This is a genomic window from Micromonospora saelicesensis, from assembly GCF_900091575.1.
Taxonomy (GTDB): Bacteria; Actinomycetota; Actinomycetes; order Mycobacteriales; family Micromonosporaceae; genus Micromonospora; species Micromonospora saelicesensis.
Map to the genome: position 1 here is coordinate 432,914 of NZ_FMCR01000007.1, position 15,787 is coordinate 448,700.

Consider the following 15,787-nt stretch of genomic DNA (forward strand, 5'->3'; position numbering starts at 1 on the left):
TCAGTCGGCGCGTCGGCCCAGTGCGTCGAGTTCGCGTAGCCCCGGGGTCCGCTGGATCACCGCCGTGAAGCTGACCTTCTCGCTGGCAGCGGTGAGCCCGGCGAGGACGGCGAGCAGACCGGCCCGGCCGAGCGGGCCGGTACGGGCGGCGAGCGCGACGCCGAGCACCGCCCCGAGCGCGTTCGCGCCACTGTCGCCGAGCATCACGTCCTCGGCCAGGTCGTCGCGGAGCAGGCCGGCGGCGGCGCCGGCCGCGCCCGCGGCGATGCCGCCCTGCGGGCCGCCGGTCAGCGGCGCCGCGAGCAGCAGCCCGGACTTGAGGGCACGGCCCGGCCGCAGGTCGAGCAGGTTGAGCAGGTTGGCCGTGCCGGCGATCACGCCGGCGCCGAGCAGCACGTCGACACCCCGACCGAACGCACCGTGCCGCTGCCGGCGCGGGTGCGCGGCGACCCGGGGGTCGGCGGCGAGCAGCGCGGCGGCGCCCAGCCCGGCGGCGCCCACCCCGACGACCTTGACCAGACCGGCGGTGACCCGCCCCTCACGCAGGGCGGCGAGGTGCCCGGCGAAGCCCTTGGCCGTCTTCTGCTCCGGCCGCGCGCCGACCACGTCGTCGTACAGCCCGACGCCGCCCGCGCCGAGACCGGCGACCAGCGCGGCCCCACCGGCGGCACCGCCGGTGGCACCGAACGCGCCTGCGGCGGCCGCGCCGGCGGCGAGCGCCGGCCCGGCGGCCAGGCTCACCGTGCGGCCACGGAAGTTGGTGCGCTCCAACGCGGGCCCGGCCGGCGAGGTACGCGCCTCACGCAGCGCGTAGCGGGCCGCCGCGGCGCCCGCGCCGGCGATCAGCAGCCGGCCCAGGGCGCTCACGCCGTCACCTCGCCGGCTCGGTCACGCGCCACGTGGTCGGATCCGGACACGGGGGTACGTCGTTCGCTCACTGGGGCAGTCTAGGCAGCAACGACGGGGCGTTGTCGCCGACGCCGTACTGCCCGGCCTTCTTCTCGGTGAGTTGCTGCACCAGGGCGAGGGTGGTGACGACCTGGCCCTGCACGGTGTTGGCGTTGTCGACCGTGGAAATGGTCTGCGCGAGCACCGGGTCGCCGCGCACCACGCCGACCAGGTTGCCACCGACGGAACCGTTGCCGCCCACCACGATCGCCCCGGTCCGGTCGAACTGCTCGGCGATCTTGACCACCGACTCGTCCCGCTTGTCGGAGTCCTTGTCGACGTACGGCTGACCGCTGACCACGACGACCGCCTCCGCCGAGGCGGTGACCTTGTTGCTGTCGGTGGTCAGGTAACCGGCGTTGTTGTAGGCGGCGAGCACCGCCCGCCGGTCGGCGTCACTGACCGGCGCGACGCCCTGGGCACGGTCCAGCAGGACGCTGGCCAGCAGCGCGCTGGACGTCTCCACGCCGTGCCCGTTACCCGGCAGGCCGGTGGTCTGCGCGGTCGGGCGGGCGGCGGTGACGGCCAACTCCAGCAGGTTGGAGTTGTTGTCCGGGTTGATGAACTTGTCCTGCAGGTCGACCTGACCGGTGATGGTGGCCCCGGCCTGCTGGAGCTTCTTGAGCACGCCCTCGGTGTGGTCACGCCCGTTGGGCAGGCTCAGCACCACGACCCGACGGCCGGAGAGGGTGCCGGGCAGGACGACCTGGGAGATCTCCTCGGCGAACTCCTCTTCCAGCGCGAGTTGCTTCTCCATGTTGCTGACCGTCTGGCGCCACTGCTGGTTGTCCTTACGCAGCCCGGTGACCTGCTCCTTGAGCGAGTCGGCGACCGGGCCGTTGAGGGCGGCTGTGCCGACCACCAGGCCGATCGCCAGAGCCAGGAAGACCGCGGTGAGGGACACCACGTGGTAGCGGAAGTTGATCACGCTTGCAGCCTCTTGATCGGTCGGGAACTAAAAGAGCCGGTACAGCTGGAACACAAAATTGTCCCACCACTCGGCGACCACGCCCAGGTACGCCTTCCCGACTGTCGACACGGCCACCGCGGACGCCATCGCCGCGATCGCCGACAGCACCAGCAGCAGCAGCGACGAACCGGAGATGCTCTGCCGGTAGAGCCGGCTTACCCCCTTGGCGTCGACCAGCTTGCCACCGACCTTCAGCCGGGTCAGGAACGTCGAGGCCATCCCGCCGCGGCCCTTGTCGAGGAACTCGACGAGGGTGGCGTGGGTGCCGACCGCGACCAGCAGCGAGGCGCCCTTCTCGTCGGCGAGCAGCATGGCCAGGTCCTCGCTGGTCGCCGCAGCCGGGAAGGTGATCGCCGGCACACCGAGGCCGTTGACCCGGGGCAGACCGGGCGCACGCCCGTCCGGGTACGCGTGCACGATCACCTCGGCGCCGCAGCGCAGCACGTCGTCGGTGACCGAATCCATGTCGCCGATGATCATGTCGGGGGTGTAGCCGGCCTCGACCAGGGCGTCCGCACCGCCGTCGACGCCGATGAGCACCGGCTTGAACTCCCGGATGTACGGGCGCAGCACGTCCAGGTCGGCCTTGTAGTCGTAGCCGCGCACCACGATCAGGCAGTGCCGACCCTGCATCTGGGTCTCGATGTCCGGCACTCCGACACCGTCGAGCAGCAGGTCGCGTTCCTGACGCAGGTAGTCCATCGTGTTGGCGGCGAACGCCTCCAACTGCACCGACAGACCCTCCCGGGCGTCGGCCATCGCCTTGCCGACCGACTCGGCGTCCTGAAGGCTGCCGTGGGCCACCGGCTCGTCACCGGCGAAGACCGTGTTGCCCTCGATGCGCACCTGGTCGCCCTCGCGGATGCGCTCGAAGACGCCCTCCCCCAGGTCGTCGAGGAGCGGAATGCCGGCGGCGATCAACACCTCCGGGCCGAGGTTCGGGTAACGGCCGGAGACCGAGGGCTTGGCGTTGAGCACCGCCGCGACGCCGACGGCGACGAGCGAGTCGGCCGCCACCCGGTCCAGGTCGACGTGGTCGATGACCGCGATGTCACCGGGGCGCAGCCGACCGACCAGGCGTTTCGTCCGGCGATCAAGGCGCGCGGTGCCGAGGACTCTGCCCGGTTCGGAGTTCCGGTTCCGGCGCAACGTGGGTAGACGCATCGTGACCATCCTGGCATGTGAGGCAGGCTTTTCTGTCGCGACATGCCTGAGCAGGGCCGCCTACCCAGGGAAGCACACACCGGCACAAGCCGGTGTGCTTGCGCTCACAATACGCGGGGTCACAACCGCCTTTCCTTGGCGGCCACTGCCAAAAGCTCCTCGGCGTGGGCGATACCCAGATCTGAATCGGGCAAACCCGCCAGCATGCGCGCCAACTCCCGAGCCCGCTCGGTGTCCTCCACCACCCGCACCCCACTGGTCGTCACCGCGCCGCCGGTGTCCTTCGCCACCACCAGGTGCCGGTCGGCGAACGCGGCCACCTGCGGCAGGTGCGTGACCACCAGCACCTGGTGACTGCGGGCAAGTCGGGCCAGCCGGCGGCCGATCTCCACCGCCGCCTGCCCACCGACCCCCGCGTCGACCTCGTCGAAGACCAACGTCGGCGGGCCACCGGAGCCGGCGAACACGACCTCGATGGCGAGCATCACCCGGGACAGCTCACCGCCGGAGGCACCGCGCTGCAACGGCAGCGACGGCGCGCCCGGGTGGGCCAGCAACCGCAGCTCCACCTCGTCACCACCGTCCGGCGCGACACCCACCTCGACGCCGTTGACCGCGAGCGTCGGCTCGGCACGCCCGGCCGGACGGGGCAGCACCGCCACCTCGATCCGCGCGTGCGGCATCGCCAGCCCGGCCAGCTCGACGGTGACCTGGTCGGCGAAGCGGACCGCCGCCTCCTGCCGGGAGGTGGACACCCGCCCGGCCAGGTCGGCCACCTCGACGGCGAGCCGCTGGCCCTCCCGCTCCAACTCGTCGAGCACGTCGTCGGACATGTCCAGGTCGGACAGTCGGGTGCGCGCCCGATCGGCCCAGGCGATCACCCCGTCGACGTCGTCGGCGTACTTGCGGGTCAACGCGCGCAGCGCCGCCCGCCGCTCGTAGACGTGCTGCAACCGGGCCGGGTCCGCGTCCAGCGTCGCCAGGTACGCCGACAGCTCCGCGGACACGTCGGTGACCAGGGTGGCCGCCTCCTCCAGGCGGGCCGCCAGCTCACCGAGCGCCGGATCGGTGCCGGACTGCGCCTCCAGGGTCCGCCGGGCGGTGCCGAGCAGCGCCGCCGCGTCCGGCGTCTCCTCGGCGGCCTCCGCGCCACCGGCCACGCACTGCTGGGCGATCTGCGCGGCCGTCCGCAGGCCCTCGGCGTGCTCCAGCCGCTGCGCCTCAGTCTTCAGCTCGTCGTCCTCACCGGGCTGCGGATCGACCCGGGTGATCTCGTCGAGGCCCAACCGCAGCAGGTCGGCCTCCTGGTTGCGCTCGCGGGCGTTGCGCCGACGGTCGGCCAGGTCGTCGACGACCCGACGCCACCCCGTGTACGCCTCGCGCAGCGCGTCGAGCAGCTTCTCGTGCGCGGGGCCGGCGAACCGGTCCAGTGCGGCCCGCTGCTCGGCCGGGCGCAGCAGCCGCAGCTGGTCGGACTGGCCGTGCACGGCAACCGCCTGCTCGCCGACCTCACCGAGCATCGACACCGGCATGCTCCGACCGCCGACGTGGGCGCGCGAGCGCCCCTCCACCGTCACCGTGCGGCTCAGCAGCACCGAGCCGTCCTCGTCGGGCTCGCCGCCAGCCTCGATGATCCGCGCGTGCACGGCGTCGGCGACCCGCCCGTGCAGCCGCAGCCGCCCCTCCACCACCGCACGGCCGGGTTGGGCGCGGACCCGCCCCGCGTCGGCCCGGCCGCCGAAGAGCAGGCCAAGGCCGGTGACCACCATCGTCTTGCCCGCACCGGTCTCGCCGGTGATGACGTTCATGCCGCCGGTCAACGGCAGCGTGGTGTCTTCGATGACGCCCAGTCCGGTGATGCGCAGCTCTTCCAGCACAGCCACCGACAGTAGACGCGAGGCCCGACACTTGACCAGCCGACGGGCCCGGGTACGGCTCGTACCCGGCCGACGTACAGTTCTGCCCCGTGTTGGACGTGATCGGCCTGACCTCGGCTGAGGAGGAGCTCTACCGCTGCCTGCTCCAGCTCACCACGGCCCGCATCGACGAGTTGGCCGCTCGCCTGCACCGGCCCCGTGAGCAGGTCGTCGCCCAGGTCGAGGCACTACGCGGCAAGGGCCTCGTGCAGCGCAGCGACAACGACCCGGACGCCCCGCTGCGCCCGACCGCCCCGGACGTCGCCCTCGGCGGGACGCTGCTGCGCCGTCAGGAGGACCTGGAGTCGGCCCGCCGACTGGTCACCCAACTGGCCGAGGAGTACCGCTCCGGGCTGCGCCGACACCACGTCGACCACCTGGTCGAGGTGATCACCGGCGCCCGGGTGCTTCGCGACCGCCTGCGCGACCTGCAGAACTCGGCGCGTACCGAGGTGCTCTGGTTCTGCCGGGCCAATCCCCTGGCCATGGCCGGCCCGGAGAACGTCGAGGAGTTCGACGCGCTGGCCCGTGGGGTGAGCTACCGGGCCATCTACGAACGTGACCTGCTGCTGGAGCCGGGCGCGTTGGCCGACCTGGCCAAGGGGGTCGCCGCCGGGGAGCAGGCCCGCGTCCTGGACCGGCTGCCGGTGCGACTGGCCATCGTGGACGCCCGCACGGCCATCTGCCCGTTGGTGCCCGACCGCGACGGCGGCGAACCGAGCGCCGCCGTGATCGGCCGCAGTCAACTGCTCGACGCGCTGCTCGCCCTCTTCGAGAGCCACTGGCGGGTGGCCACCCGGCTGCGCCTCGACGACCCCCTCGCCGTCACGGCCCCCGAGACTCGACGGCCGGAGCCCACCGACCAGCCGGGCGACGGGTACCAGCCCGACGCCGACGAGGCCCGGTTGCTGTCGCTGTTCGTGGCGGGCGTACCGGACAAGTCCATCGCCTCCCAGCTCGGGGTGAGCCGACGAACCGTGCAACGGCGGATCGCCGACCTGATGGCCGCCGCCGGCGTGGACACCCGGCCCGGGTTGGCGTTCCAGGTGGCCCGACGCGGCTGGCTCTGACGCGAAGGGTCCGCCGTCGACCGACGGCGGACCCTCGACCGGCAGGGCGGGACGGCCAGGCCGCCCCGCCCCGCCCGATCAGCGCAGCCCGTACGCCTGGAGCACCGTCTGGTCGACGGTGTTCCCGGCCCGGTCGGCGGCGTGCACCCGCAGCGACACCGTTCCGCGCCCCGCCGGCACGGTCGCGGTGTACCGGGTGCCCGACCCCGTGGTCGGCGCGTTGCGCCAGGTGACGCCCCCGTCGAAGGAGACCTGCACCCGGACACTGGCACCGGTCGGCGCCGGCACCCCGGCCGGCTGCCGCAGGGTCAACCCCAGCTGGTGCGGCCGGTTGCCACGTACCGTGCCGCCCAGGTCGGCCGGCACCCGGTAGTCCACCTGCAGCAGCGACAACGCCTTGGCGGCGTCGCCCGCCGGTCGGGCCGAGGTGAACTCCCAGGCCGTGTCGGTCCGCGTGCCGTAACGCCACTCGGCCGAGGACCGCTGGGTGGTCACATCCAGGCGGTAACGGGCGGCCCCGGCGGTCGTGGGCACCGACGCCCAGCCCTCGGAGAGGTCCGCGATCTGCTGCCCGTTGCGGCTGACCCGCGCCGTGACAATGTCCGACTCCTCGCTCTCGCCGGCCACGCTGTAGTGCCCCTGCGCGTCGACGAACTCGGGCACCCGCAACTCCAGGTTGTCACCGGTGCGGGTGGGCACCGGCGCCCCGCTGGCCGGGACGGCCGGACGGAGCACCGGCGCGTGCCAGGTCTCGGTCACCCGGTCGTCGGCGGCGTAACGCCGGGGCTGCTGGGTCAGGCCACCGGCCAACTGCCCCCACTGCATGAACATCTCCTTGTGCAGCACCCGTTGCTGCCACCAGGAGTCCCCGGCGCTGACGAACTCCTGCCGGGTGGTGCCGTTGCGGACCATGCGCTGGTCGTCGTTCCAGGCGTACTCCTGCCACGGACGCCAGCCGAACCGCTCCTCGGTGGCCCAGCCCGCACCCATGTCGCCGTAGCTCGCTGTCACCTCGGCGGTGTTCCTGGCGGTCACCGTGTGCACGACACGCTCCGGCACCCGACCCTTCGACACCTGCCACACGTCGTACAGGTACGGGCTGTCCACGGTCAGCGTCAGGTCCAGCGTCGCCCGACCCTTGCGCGCCGCCGCGATCAGCCGCTGCCCGTCGTCGTACGCGACCACCATCGACGGGATCGGCAGCCGCTCTCCGGTGGGCCGCCAGACCGTCCACGCGCTCTGGTCCTCCGGCCGGACGATCAGCACCGCGGCGGCGCCGGCTGCCGCGGCGGCGGCCACCTGCTCCTCCTCCGAGCGGTTCGGGTCGGCGCCGAGCAGCACGGCGGTGCCCCGCACCCGGGCCAGATCGGCGGGGGTGCCGGTGCCGGCCCAGACCAGCGGCAGCTTCCGCCGACCGGTCGGCGCCGGCGACGTGCCCAGCAGGTTGATGTCCGACGGACCGGACACCCCGCTGATCGTCGCGTCCACCATGGGCGCGACGAGCTGCCACCGCGAGGCGAACTCGAACTCGCCCTGGCGCACCTGGCGGGTCGGCGTGACGTTGACCTGCTGAACGGTGCTGTAGGCCATCACGCCGTGGTCGATCTGCCGGCCATTGCCCAGCACCCGGTGCACGTAGTAGCTGAGCGTGGCCCGCTGCTCGCTGGGCTTCGGCGTCTCGATCCGCACCGGCGTGCCCTTGCGCGCGTCGAGCACCACTGTCAGGTCCCGGTCGACTGTCACCTCCGGCTCGATGATCTGGGTCATCTGCTCGTCCAGGGGGACGCCGTGCGTCATCAGCGCGGTCAGCACGTACGTGCCCTCCTCGACCTCCAGGGTGCCCTCGCCACCCCACATGCCCCAGAAGTCCGACTCGGGCTGCTCACCGAAGACGGTCAACCCCGGCGAGAGGCCCGGCTGACCCTGCCGGTCCAGCAGCTTGATGGTGAGGTGGTGCACGGGACCGCTGACGGTGAGCCCGACCGGGGTCCGTACCGCCACGCCGTCCGCGCCCGTCGCCACCAGCCAGCCACCATGCGGGCCCCGGCCCAGCTTCGCCGGGTCGGCGCGCAGCGGCACGGCCACGCTGCCGCCCGCCGGGACTGTCACCTCGCCGGAGGTCACGGTGACCCCGTCGGGCTCGGCCACGCCGGTGTCCAGGTTGCGCAGTTCCAGGGCCGGTCGCAGGGTCTGCGCGGTCTTCGTGCCGTTGGTGTACGTCACGGTCCGCTCGACCGCCGCACCGCCGGTGGAGATCCGGCCGAAGTCCGCGGTGGCCGAGGCGTACACCTGCTGACCGAGCGCCCGCGCCACGTCGACCCGACCGCCACCCTGCTCGAAGACGGTCAGCGCCGGGTTCGCCTTCGTGGTGCTGACCAGCGCGTCCTTGAGCTTCGCGGCGGCCCAGTCCGGGTGTTCCTGGGCGAGGATCGCCGCCGCTCCGGCCACGTGCGGAGTGGCCATCGAGGTGCCGGACGCGGTCGTGTACGCGTCGTCCACCGGCGTACCCATGGTGGTGCCGGCGGCCCGGGCGGCGACGATGCCGACGCCCGGCGCGGTGATCTCGGGCTTGAGGCCGTTGTCGCCGAGGCGCGGGCCCCGGCTGGAGAACTCCGCCAGGTTGTCGGCACGGTCGACGGCGCCGACGGTGAGCGCCGCCGCGGCCGCGCCGGGCGCGCCGACGGTACGCGCGGCGCCCGAGTTGCCGGCGGCGACCACGAACAGCGCGCCGGTCTCAGCGGTCAGGTCGTTCACCGCCTGGCTCATCGGGTCGGTGCCGTCGGTGGGGTCGCCACCGAGGCTCATGCTGACCACCTTCGCGCCGGAGTGGGCGGCCCACTCCATGCCCGCGATGATGGACGAGCTGTAGCCGGAGCCACCGTCGTCGAGCACCTTGCCGACCAGCAACTGCGCACCCGGGGCGACGCCCTTGCGCAACCCGTCGGACGCCGCACCGCTGCCGGCGATGGTCGCGGCCACGTGGGTGCCGTGGCCGTGCCCGTCGCGGGCGCTGCCGCTGCCGGAGAAGTCCTGCGCCTCGGCGATCCGACCGGCCAGGTCGGGGTGGGTGGCGTCGACGCCGGTGTCGAGCACCGCCACCTTCACGCCGGCACCGTCCCGCCCGGCCGCCCAGGCCGTCGGGGCGCCGATCTGCGGCACGGAGTGCTCCAGCGCCGGACGGACTCGCCCGTCCAGCCAGATACGGGCGATGCCAGCACCCAGCCGGGGCGCGGCGGCAGTCGTGGTCCGGCTGGCCGGCGTACCGGCGAGCGTGGTCCACAGGTTGCCGAGGGCGCCCTTGCCGACCCGCAGCGCCGCGCCGTTGATGCTCTCCAGCGGCCGGGCGTCGGTGGCACCGGCAAGCGGCTTGACCCGCCCGGCCGCCTGCTCCTGGTAGCGCACGATCAGTGGCAACGCGCCCTGCGCGGCGTCGCCGTATCCGTCGGCGGCCAACTCCTGCACGTCGAACAGGTTGGCGTCGAGGACCCCGCTCGAAACGTAGGGCAGGGCGTCGCTGGGCAGCACCCGCAGCCGGCCGTCGACCTCCAGGGTCTGGAAGATGACGCGCTCGCGCCCGGGTCCCGGGCGGACAGTGGCGGCGACCCGGCCCGGCGCCGCGGGCGCGAGCTCGACCTGGTCGCCGGTGATCAGGGTGATGCGGACGGGTGCGTGCTGGGCGGGCGTGCCCGACGTCGGGCCGGTGGGCCGGGCGGGCGGGTCGGCGGACGCCGGTGCGGCGACGCCGACCACCAACGCGCCGACCGCGCCGACGGCTAGCCAGCGTGGGGACCAGTGCATGCGATGGACTCCTCTACTCCTCCAGGCCGCCATCCGTAGATGAGGGCCGATCGGAGTCTGCGTCGGAGCGTGTCACCAGGTCACTAGTCGCCCGCCGCCGCAGCGGCGACATGTCGTCAGGTGGACAACTGACATCCACCGACCGTGTTCGCCACGGTCACCGGCGGCTGCCACGCCAACCGTGCACGGGAAGGCCGAACTTGGCCACCAGCCGGTCGGTGAACGGGCGGGGACGCAGCCGCACGATGCGTACCGGCAGGGCGCCCCGACGCACCGTCACCCGCGCGCCGGGTGGCAGGTCGTAGACGCGCCGGCCGTCGCAGGAGAGCACAGCGAGGGTGGTGAACGGGTCGACGGTGATCACGAAGGTGGACGTCGGGGCCGTGACCAACGGGCGGCTGAACAACGCGTGCGCGCTGATCGGCACCAGCAGCAGCGCCTCCACCTCCGGCCACACCACCGGGCCGCCACCGGAGAACGCGTACGCGGTGGAGCCGGTGGGGGTGGCGCAGACGACACCGTCGCAGCCGTAACGCGACAGCGGGCGGCCGTCCACGTCGACGAGCAGCTCCAGCATCTGGGCCCGCTCGCCCTTCTCGATGCTGATCTCGTTGAGCGCCCAGGACTCGATGGTCGGCCCACCATCGAACTCGGCCGTGACGTCCAGGGTCAGCCGCTCGTCGACCGTGTAGTTGCGGCCGACGACGTCCCGGACAGCCGTGTCAAGGTCGTCGATCTCCGCCTCCGCCAGGAAGCCCACCTTGCCGAGGTTGATGCCGAGCAGCGGCGCCTTCGCGGGCCGGGCCAGCTCGGCGGCGCGCAGGAACGTGCCGTCCCCACCGAGCGCGAAGACGATCTCGGCGCCCTCGGCGGCCTGCGGGCCGGCGACCGGCACCACGCCGGGCAGGTCGAGGTCGTCGGCCTCGTCGGCGACCACCCGTACCTCGAAACCGGCGTCGATCAGGTCGGCGGCGACCGACCGGGCGTGCTCCGTGCTGCGCCGACGGCCGGTGTGGGTCACCAGCAGAGCGGTCCGGCTCATCGGGCCGCCCGCCCACGCCGGACCGGGCGGCGTCGCGCCACCGTCGCCGTCGCCTCGGCACGGCCGCGTGTCACCGCGCGACCCGTTGCGGCTCCCTCACTGCGCGCGTTCACCCTGCGACCTCCTCCGCCGCCACGTCCGGCACCCCGCCGGCCGTCGTCGAGCCGTCCGGCCCGGCCGCCACCACGGCCCGCACCCGCTCCGGGTCGGCCGCTGGTGCGCCCCGGCGCAACCATACGAAGAACTCCACGTTGCCGCTCGGCCCGGGCAGCGGGCTGGCCGCCACGTCGGCCAGTCCGAGGCCGAGCCTCGCGGCCGCCGCGGCCACGTCCAGCACCGCTTCGGCGCGCAGCTCCGGATCGCGGACCACACCGCCGGCGCCGACCCGGTCCTTGCCGACCTCGAACTGCGGCTTGACCATCAGTGCCAGGTCACCGTCGTCGCGGGTGCAGCCGGCCAGCGCCGGCAACACCAGTCGCAGCGAGATGAACGACAGGTCGGCCACCGTGAGGTCGACCGGGCCGCCGATCGCGTCAGCATCGAGGGTACGGACATTCGTGCGCTCCAGGACGCGGACCCGCTCGTTGGTACGCAGCGGCCAGGCGAGCTGCCCGTAGCCGACGTCCACGGCCACCACCTCGGCCGCGTCGGCGCGCAGCAGCACGTCGGTGAACCCACCGGTCGACGCTCCCGCGTCCAGGCAACGCCGCCCGGCCACGTGCAGCCCACCGGGGGCGAACGCGGCCAGCGCGCCGGCGAGCTTGTGCCCGCCTCGGGAGACGTACTCCTCAGCGGGGTCCGCACCGGTCACCAGGAGCGGGTCGGCGGGGTCGACCATCGCGGCCGCCTTGCGGGCGACCACGCCCCGCAGTTGGACCCGGCCGGCCTCCACCAACGCGGCGGCCTGCTCACGGGAGCGGGCCAGACCGCGGCGGACGAGTTCGGCGTCCAGCCGGTTACGACGTGCCATGGGTGGTTCTCCGGTCTGCTCAGGCCTGGTCGTCCCGCTCAGGTCTGGTCGATGGTGGCGAGGGTTTCCCGCAGCGTCTCGTAGGCCGCCTCGTACTGGGCGATCTGGTCGGCGGGAGCGAGCGTCGCCGCGTTGGCGATGGCCCGCACGGCGGCGTCCACCGCCGGGTGCCGCGCCTCGTCGTCCCCGAGATCCGGCGGCGGCCCGGGGCGGGCACCCACCGGCGGACCGGGCCGGGCCGGGAACGAGCCACCAGCCGGCGGACCGGGCCGGGCCGAGAAGGACCCGCCAGCCGGCGGGCCGGGCCGGGCCGAGAAGGACCCGCCAGCCGGCGGGCCGGGCCGGGCCGAGAACGAGCCGCCGGGCGGTGGACCGGGCCGGGTCATTCGGCGTCGTCCGGCCGCTGCCGGCGAACCGCCGCCTTCTTGGCGGGCATCACGGCCGGCGTCGGCACGTCCTCGTCGGCCGTCCGGCTGATCGTCGCCGGCGGCTTCTTGGCGATGGCCTTCTTGGCGACCGCCTTCTTCGCGACGGCCTTCTTCGCCACCGGCGCGGAGACCGGGGCACCGGCCGAGCCGTCGGACGGCACGAGACCGGTGCCGGGCCGCGCGGCGACGGTCGGGTCGGGTTGTGGCGTTGGGCCGGCGTTCGGCGCGTCGGCCGGCTCGGTGGACCGCGCCTCCCGCAACTGCCGTTCCAGGTCGTGCACCCGCCGGGTCAGCTCGGCCACCTCGTCGGCGGTGGCCAGACCGACCGCGCCGAGGGCCCGGTCGACCTCGAAGCGGACCAGCTTGGTCAGCGCCTCCCGGTTGGCGGCGCCGGTGGTGACCAGTTCCTCGCCGAGGGCCTGGAGTTGGGCGGCGGTTGCGCCGCCGGAGCCGACGAGGCGACGTGCCACGTCCTGGGCCTTCTTCCGGGGCGCCTCCGCAAGGCCCATGGCCAGCTCGAGGTAGGCGCGCCACGCGTCCTGCATGCCTGAGTCCTTCCACGGGGCGGGGGTGTGCAGGTGTCACGCTACCGGGCACCCCGGACCGACCCGTGCGGTACGGTGCCGAGGACGGCGTGGCGATCACAAGGGGGAGATGTGGCCAGCGTGGACGAGTGCCGGCAGGCGTTGCAGGAGCTGGCCGCCCGGTTGGATCGCAACGCCGAGACGGTACGCGAACGGATCGACCTGGACCGGACGCTGGCCTGCCGGATCACCGACCTGGACACCGCGTTCCATGGCCGGATCACCGGCGGCCGACTGGTCGAGCTGACCGACGGCGACGACCCCAAGGCCAAGATCGCGCTGAGCACGTCCAGCGACGACCTGCTCGCCCTGGTCCGGGGCGACCTGGACGTCACCAGCGCGGTGACCTCCCGCCGGGTGTCGATCAAGGCCAACCCGTTCGACCTGCTCAAGCTGCGCAAGCTGCTCTGACGGCCGCCCGGCTCACGCCGCCGCGGTCAGACCGAAACTCTCCACCGCGTGGACCGCGTCCGGGCCCACCGGACGGATCTTCGGCAGCGCCGGCACCGACGCCGACCAGGCCACCCCGCAGAGCGCCGCCAGGGCGTCCAGGGGCTGACCGGCCCCGGTCAGCTCCAGCGTGCCGTCGCGGTCGGTCACGGACCAGCCGCCGGCGTCCGCCGGGCCCGGGACCCGCACGGCGGCAGCCGGGTCGAAGAGCCCCGCCAGGTCTTTCGCGACGTACGTGGGACGTCGCCGCGGCTCGGCGGCCAGCAGCTCCGGTACGCCGCTGACGCCGGTGAGCACGAGCAGGCTGTCCAGCCCGGCCCGGCGGGCGCCCTCGATGTCGGTGTCCAGCCGGTCACCCACCACCAGGCTCCGCCCACCGCCGCTGCGCTTGGCGGCGGTCTCGAACAGCGCCGGCTCCGGCTTGCCGACCACCACGTCGGGGTCCCGCTCCAGCGCCGTACGCAGCACGGCGACCAGCGAACCATTGCCGGGCAGTGGTCCCCGCCCACTGGGCAGGGTCCGATCGGTGTTGGTGGCGATCCAGATCGCACCCGCCCGCACCGCCACCGACGCTTCAGCCAACTCGGCCCAGCCGACCTGCGGGCCGTACCCCTGCACCACCGCGGCCGGCTTCTCATCGGCCTGGGTGACCGGGTTCAGACCAACCGCGCGCAGCTCCGCGCGCAGCGCCTCCGCGCCGACCACCAGCACCGACGCGCCGGCGGGCAGCCGGTCGCGCAACAACTCGGCCGAGGCGGCCGCGGAGGTGAGGACCTCCTCCGGCCGGGCCGGCACGCCCATCCCGGTCAGCAGGTCGGCGACCTCACTGGACCGGCGGGACGCGTTGTTGGTGGCGTACGCCACCGCCCGTCCCTCGGCGTGCAGCCGGGCCACCGTCTCGACGGCGCCGGGGATCGGCCGGTCGATCAGGTAGATCACGCCGTCCAGGTCGAAGACGACCAGGGTGTACCCGTCGACCAGCCGCTCCCCCACGCCCGCGCTCACCGCTGCGCCGACCCCGACTCGTCGTCCCGGGCCGGCACGGTCCCGTCGGCGTTCGCCGCGTCCCCGTTCGCCGCGTCCCCGTCCGTCACGCCGCTGTCGCCAGTGGTGGCCGCGTCGGCGTTGCCGCTCTCGGTGGGGTGACGGTCCTCGTCCTCGTCGTCGAAGCCTTCGTCGTCAGCGGGGCGGCCGACAGCGTCGTCCTCCTCGTCGTCGTCGAAGTCCTCGTCGTCATCGTCGTCGTCGTCGATGTCGTCGTGATCGTCATCGTCGTCGTCGTCGTCGACGTCGTCATCGTCGTCGTCGTCGTCGTCATCGTCGTCGTCGATGTCGTCGTCGTCGTCATCGTCGTCGTCGTCGTCATCGTCGTCGTCGTTCGCCTCGCCGGCCAGGTCGGCGTCGGGTCGGGCCGGCACCGCGCCGGGAGCGCCCGGGCCTGCGGCGATCTCCTCGGCGGCCTCGTCCTCTTCGTCACCCTCGATGACCACGCCGTCGAGTTCGAGCAGCCGCTCGGCGGCGTCGGTCTCGCCCTCGGTGTCCACGTCGGCAGCGCGGGAGAACCATTCGCGGGCCTCCTCGCGCCGGCCCACAGCGAGCAGCGCGTCGGCGTACGCGTACCGCAGCCGGGCCGTCCACGGCACGGTGGCCTCGTTGGTGAGGTCCGGAACCTGGAGCATCGCGACCGCGGCGTCCTTCTGCCCGAGGTCACCCCGCGCGCCGGCGGCGACGATCAGCAGTTCGATCGCCACGGCCTGGTCCAGCTTCTCCCGGTCCGCGCCACGGAACAGGTCAATGGCCCGCTCCGGCCGGCCGAGAGCCCGCTCGCAGTCCGCGAGCACGGCCAGGTGGCTCTGCAATCCGCTCATCCGGTGGTACGTGCGCAGCTCGGCGATCGCCGACTGCCACTCCCCCGCGCGGTACGCGGCCAGGCCGACCGCCTCACGGACAGCGGAGATGCGCGACGCGAGCCGCCGGGCGGCCAGCGCGTGCGCCAACGCCTCGGCCGGGTCCTCGTCGATCAGCTGCCCGGTGGCGACCAGGTGCCGGGCCACCGTCTCGGCGACCGGCTTGTTCAGCGAGAGCAACTCAGCGCGGACGTCCTTGTCGAGGTCGGTCGCGACAATGTCGTCCGGCAGCGCCGGGGCCGAGCTACGCCCACCCTCGGACGACTCGGAGCCACCCGTGCGGTCATCGCGACGGAACTCCCCGTCGCGGCGCGGCCGCTCGTCGGACCGGAAACCCCCGGTACGCTCTCCGCCCCGGTAACCGCCCTCGCGGTCACCGCCACGGAAACCACCCTCACGCGGGGCGCCCGAGCGCGAGCCATCACGGTCCCCGCCCCGGAAACCACCTTCGCGACGGTCGCCGCCCCGGAAGCCACCCTCACGGGGAGCGCCCGAGCGCGAACCGTCCCGGTCGCCGCCCCGGAAGCCACCCTCACGGGG

The 15,787-nt window shown here is 73.7% G+C and carries 13 protein-coding genes; 2 read left to right on the plus strand and 11 right to left on the minus strand.

What is annotated here, in order from left to right; all coding sequences use genetic code 11:
- The 4 genes from GA0070561_RS28375 to recN all read right to left on the minus strand — a co-directional run bounded on the left by GA0070561_RS28375 (position 1) and on the right by recN (position 4,959).
- Complete coding sequence (locus GA0070561_RS28375; RefSeq protein ID WP_091407266.1) at positions 1-867, minus strand: hypothetical protein; 867 nt, start codon at positions 865-867, stop codon at positions 1-3.
- Positions 868-934: 67 nt separating this feature from the next.
- A complete protein-coding gene (locus GA0070561_RS28380) occupies positions 935-1,876 on the minus strand; it encodes a copper transporter (RefSeq protein WP_091407269.1) in 942 nt (313 codons plus the stop codon).
- A gap of 27 nt (positions 1,877-1,903) precedes the next feature.
- Positions 1,904-3,082 carry a putative cytokinetic ring protein SteA gene (steA, locus tag GA0070561_RS28385; protein WP_091407271.1) on the minus strand — a complete coding sequence of 393 codons (1,179 nt, stop codon included), beginning with the start codon at positions 3,080-3,082 and terminating at the stop codon, positions 1,904-1,906.
- 119 nt (positions 3,083-3,201) lie between these two features.
- A complete protein-coding gene (recN, locus tag GA0070561_RS28390) occupies positions 3,202-4,959 on the minus strand; it encodes a DNA repair protein RecN (RefSeq protein WP_091407273.1) in 1,758 nt (585 codons plus the stop codon).
- A gap of 89 nt (positions 4,960-5,048) precedes the next feature.
- Between recN and GA0070561_RS28395 the strand changes: the two genes are divergently transcribed.
- Complete coding sequence (locus tag GA0070561_RS28395) at positions 5,049-6,068, plus strand: helix-turn-helix domain-containing protein (RefSeq protein ID WP_091407277.1); 1,020 nt, start codon at positions 5,049-5,051, stop codon at positions 6,066-6,068.
- A gap of 78 nt (positions 6,069-6,146) precedes the next feature.
- Here GA0070561_RS28395 and GA0070561_RS28400 read toward each other — a convergent pair whose 3' ends face one another.
- The 5 genes from GA0070561_RS28400 to GA0070561_RS28420 form a co-directional block, all read right to left on the minus strand.
- Positions 6,147-9,866 carry a S8 family serine peptidase gene (locus GA0070561_RS28400; RefSeq protein ID WP_091407280.1) on the minus strand — a complete coding sequence of 1,240 codons (3,720 nt, stop codon included), beginning with the start codon at positions 9,864-9,866 and terminating at the stop codon, positions 6,147-6,149.
- Positions 9,867-10,023: 157 nt separating this feature from the next.
- The gene (locus tag GA0070561_RS28405) at positions 10,024-10,908 is read right to left on the minus strand and encodes an NAD kinase (protein ID WP_091407282.1); all 885 of its coding nucleotides are present in this window, start codon (positions 10,906-10,908) and stop codon (positions 10,024-10,026) included.
- Positions 10,909-11,017: 109 nt separating this feature from the next.
- Entirely contained in the window at positions 11,018-11,878 is an 861-nt protein-coding gene (locus GA0070561_RS28410) for a TlyA family RNA methyltransferase (RefSeq protein WP_091407285.1), read from the minus strand.
- A 38-nt stretch (positions 11,879-11,916) separates the two neighbouring features.
- Positions 11,917-12,264, minus strand: coding sequence for a hypothetical protein (locus tag GA0070561_RS34805; RefSeq protein WP_244166474.1), 348 nt, complete (start codon positions 12,262-12,264; stop codon positions 11,917-11,919).
- Positions 12,261-12,851: a phasin family protein gene (locus GA0070561_RS28420; protein ID WP_091407288.1), complete on the minus strand. Its 591-nt coding sequence runs from the start codon at positions 12,849-12,851 to the stop codon at positions 12,261-12,263. Before GA0070561_RS28420 ends, GA0070561_RS34805 begins: the two co-directional genes overlap by 4 nt.
- A gap of 111 nt (positions 12,852-12,962) precedes the next feature.
- Between GA0070561_RS28420 and GA0070561_RS28425 the strand changes: the two genes are divergently transcribed.
- Positions 12,963-13,301: an SCP2 sterol-binding domain-containing protein gene (locus GA0070561_RS28425; protein ID WP_088947517.1), complete on the plus strand. Its 339-nt coding sequence runs from the start codon at positions 12,963-12,965 to the stop codon at positions 13,299-13,301.
- A gap of 12 nt (positions 13,302-13,313) precedes the next feature.
- Here the strand turns inward: GA0070561_RS28425 and GA0070561_RS28430 are convergent, their stop codons facing one another.
- Complete coding sequence (locus tag GA0070561_RS28430; RefSeq protein ID WP_091407291.1) at positions 13,314-14,345, minus strand: HAD-IIA family hydrolase; 1,032 nt, start codon at positions 14,343-14,345, stop codon at positions 13,314-13,316.
- Entirely contained in the window at positions 14,342-15,394 is a 1,053-nt protein-coding gene (locus GA0070561_RS34840) for a tetratricopeptide repeat protein (RefSeq protein ID WP_244166473.1), read from the minus strand. The genes GA0070561_RS28430 and GA0070561_RS34840 overlap by 4 nt, the downstream gene beginning before the upstream one ends.
- Between the last annotated feature and the right edge of the window lie 393 nt (positions 15,395-15,787).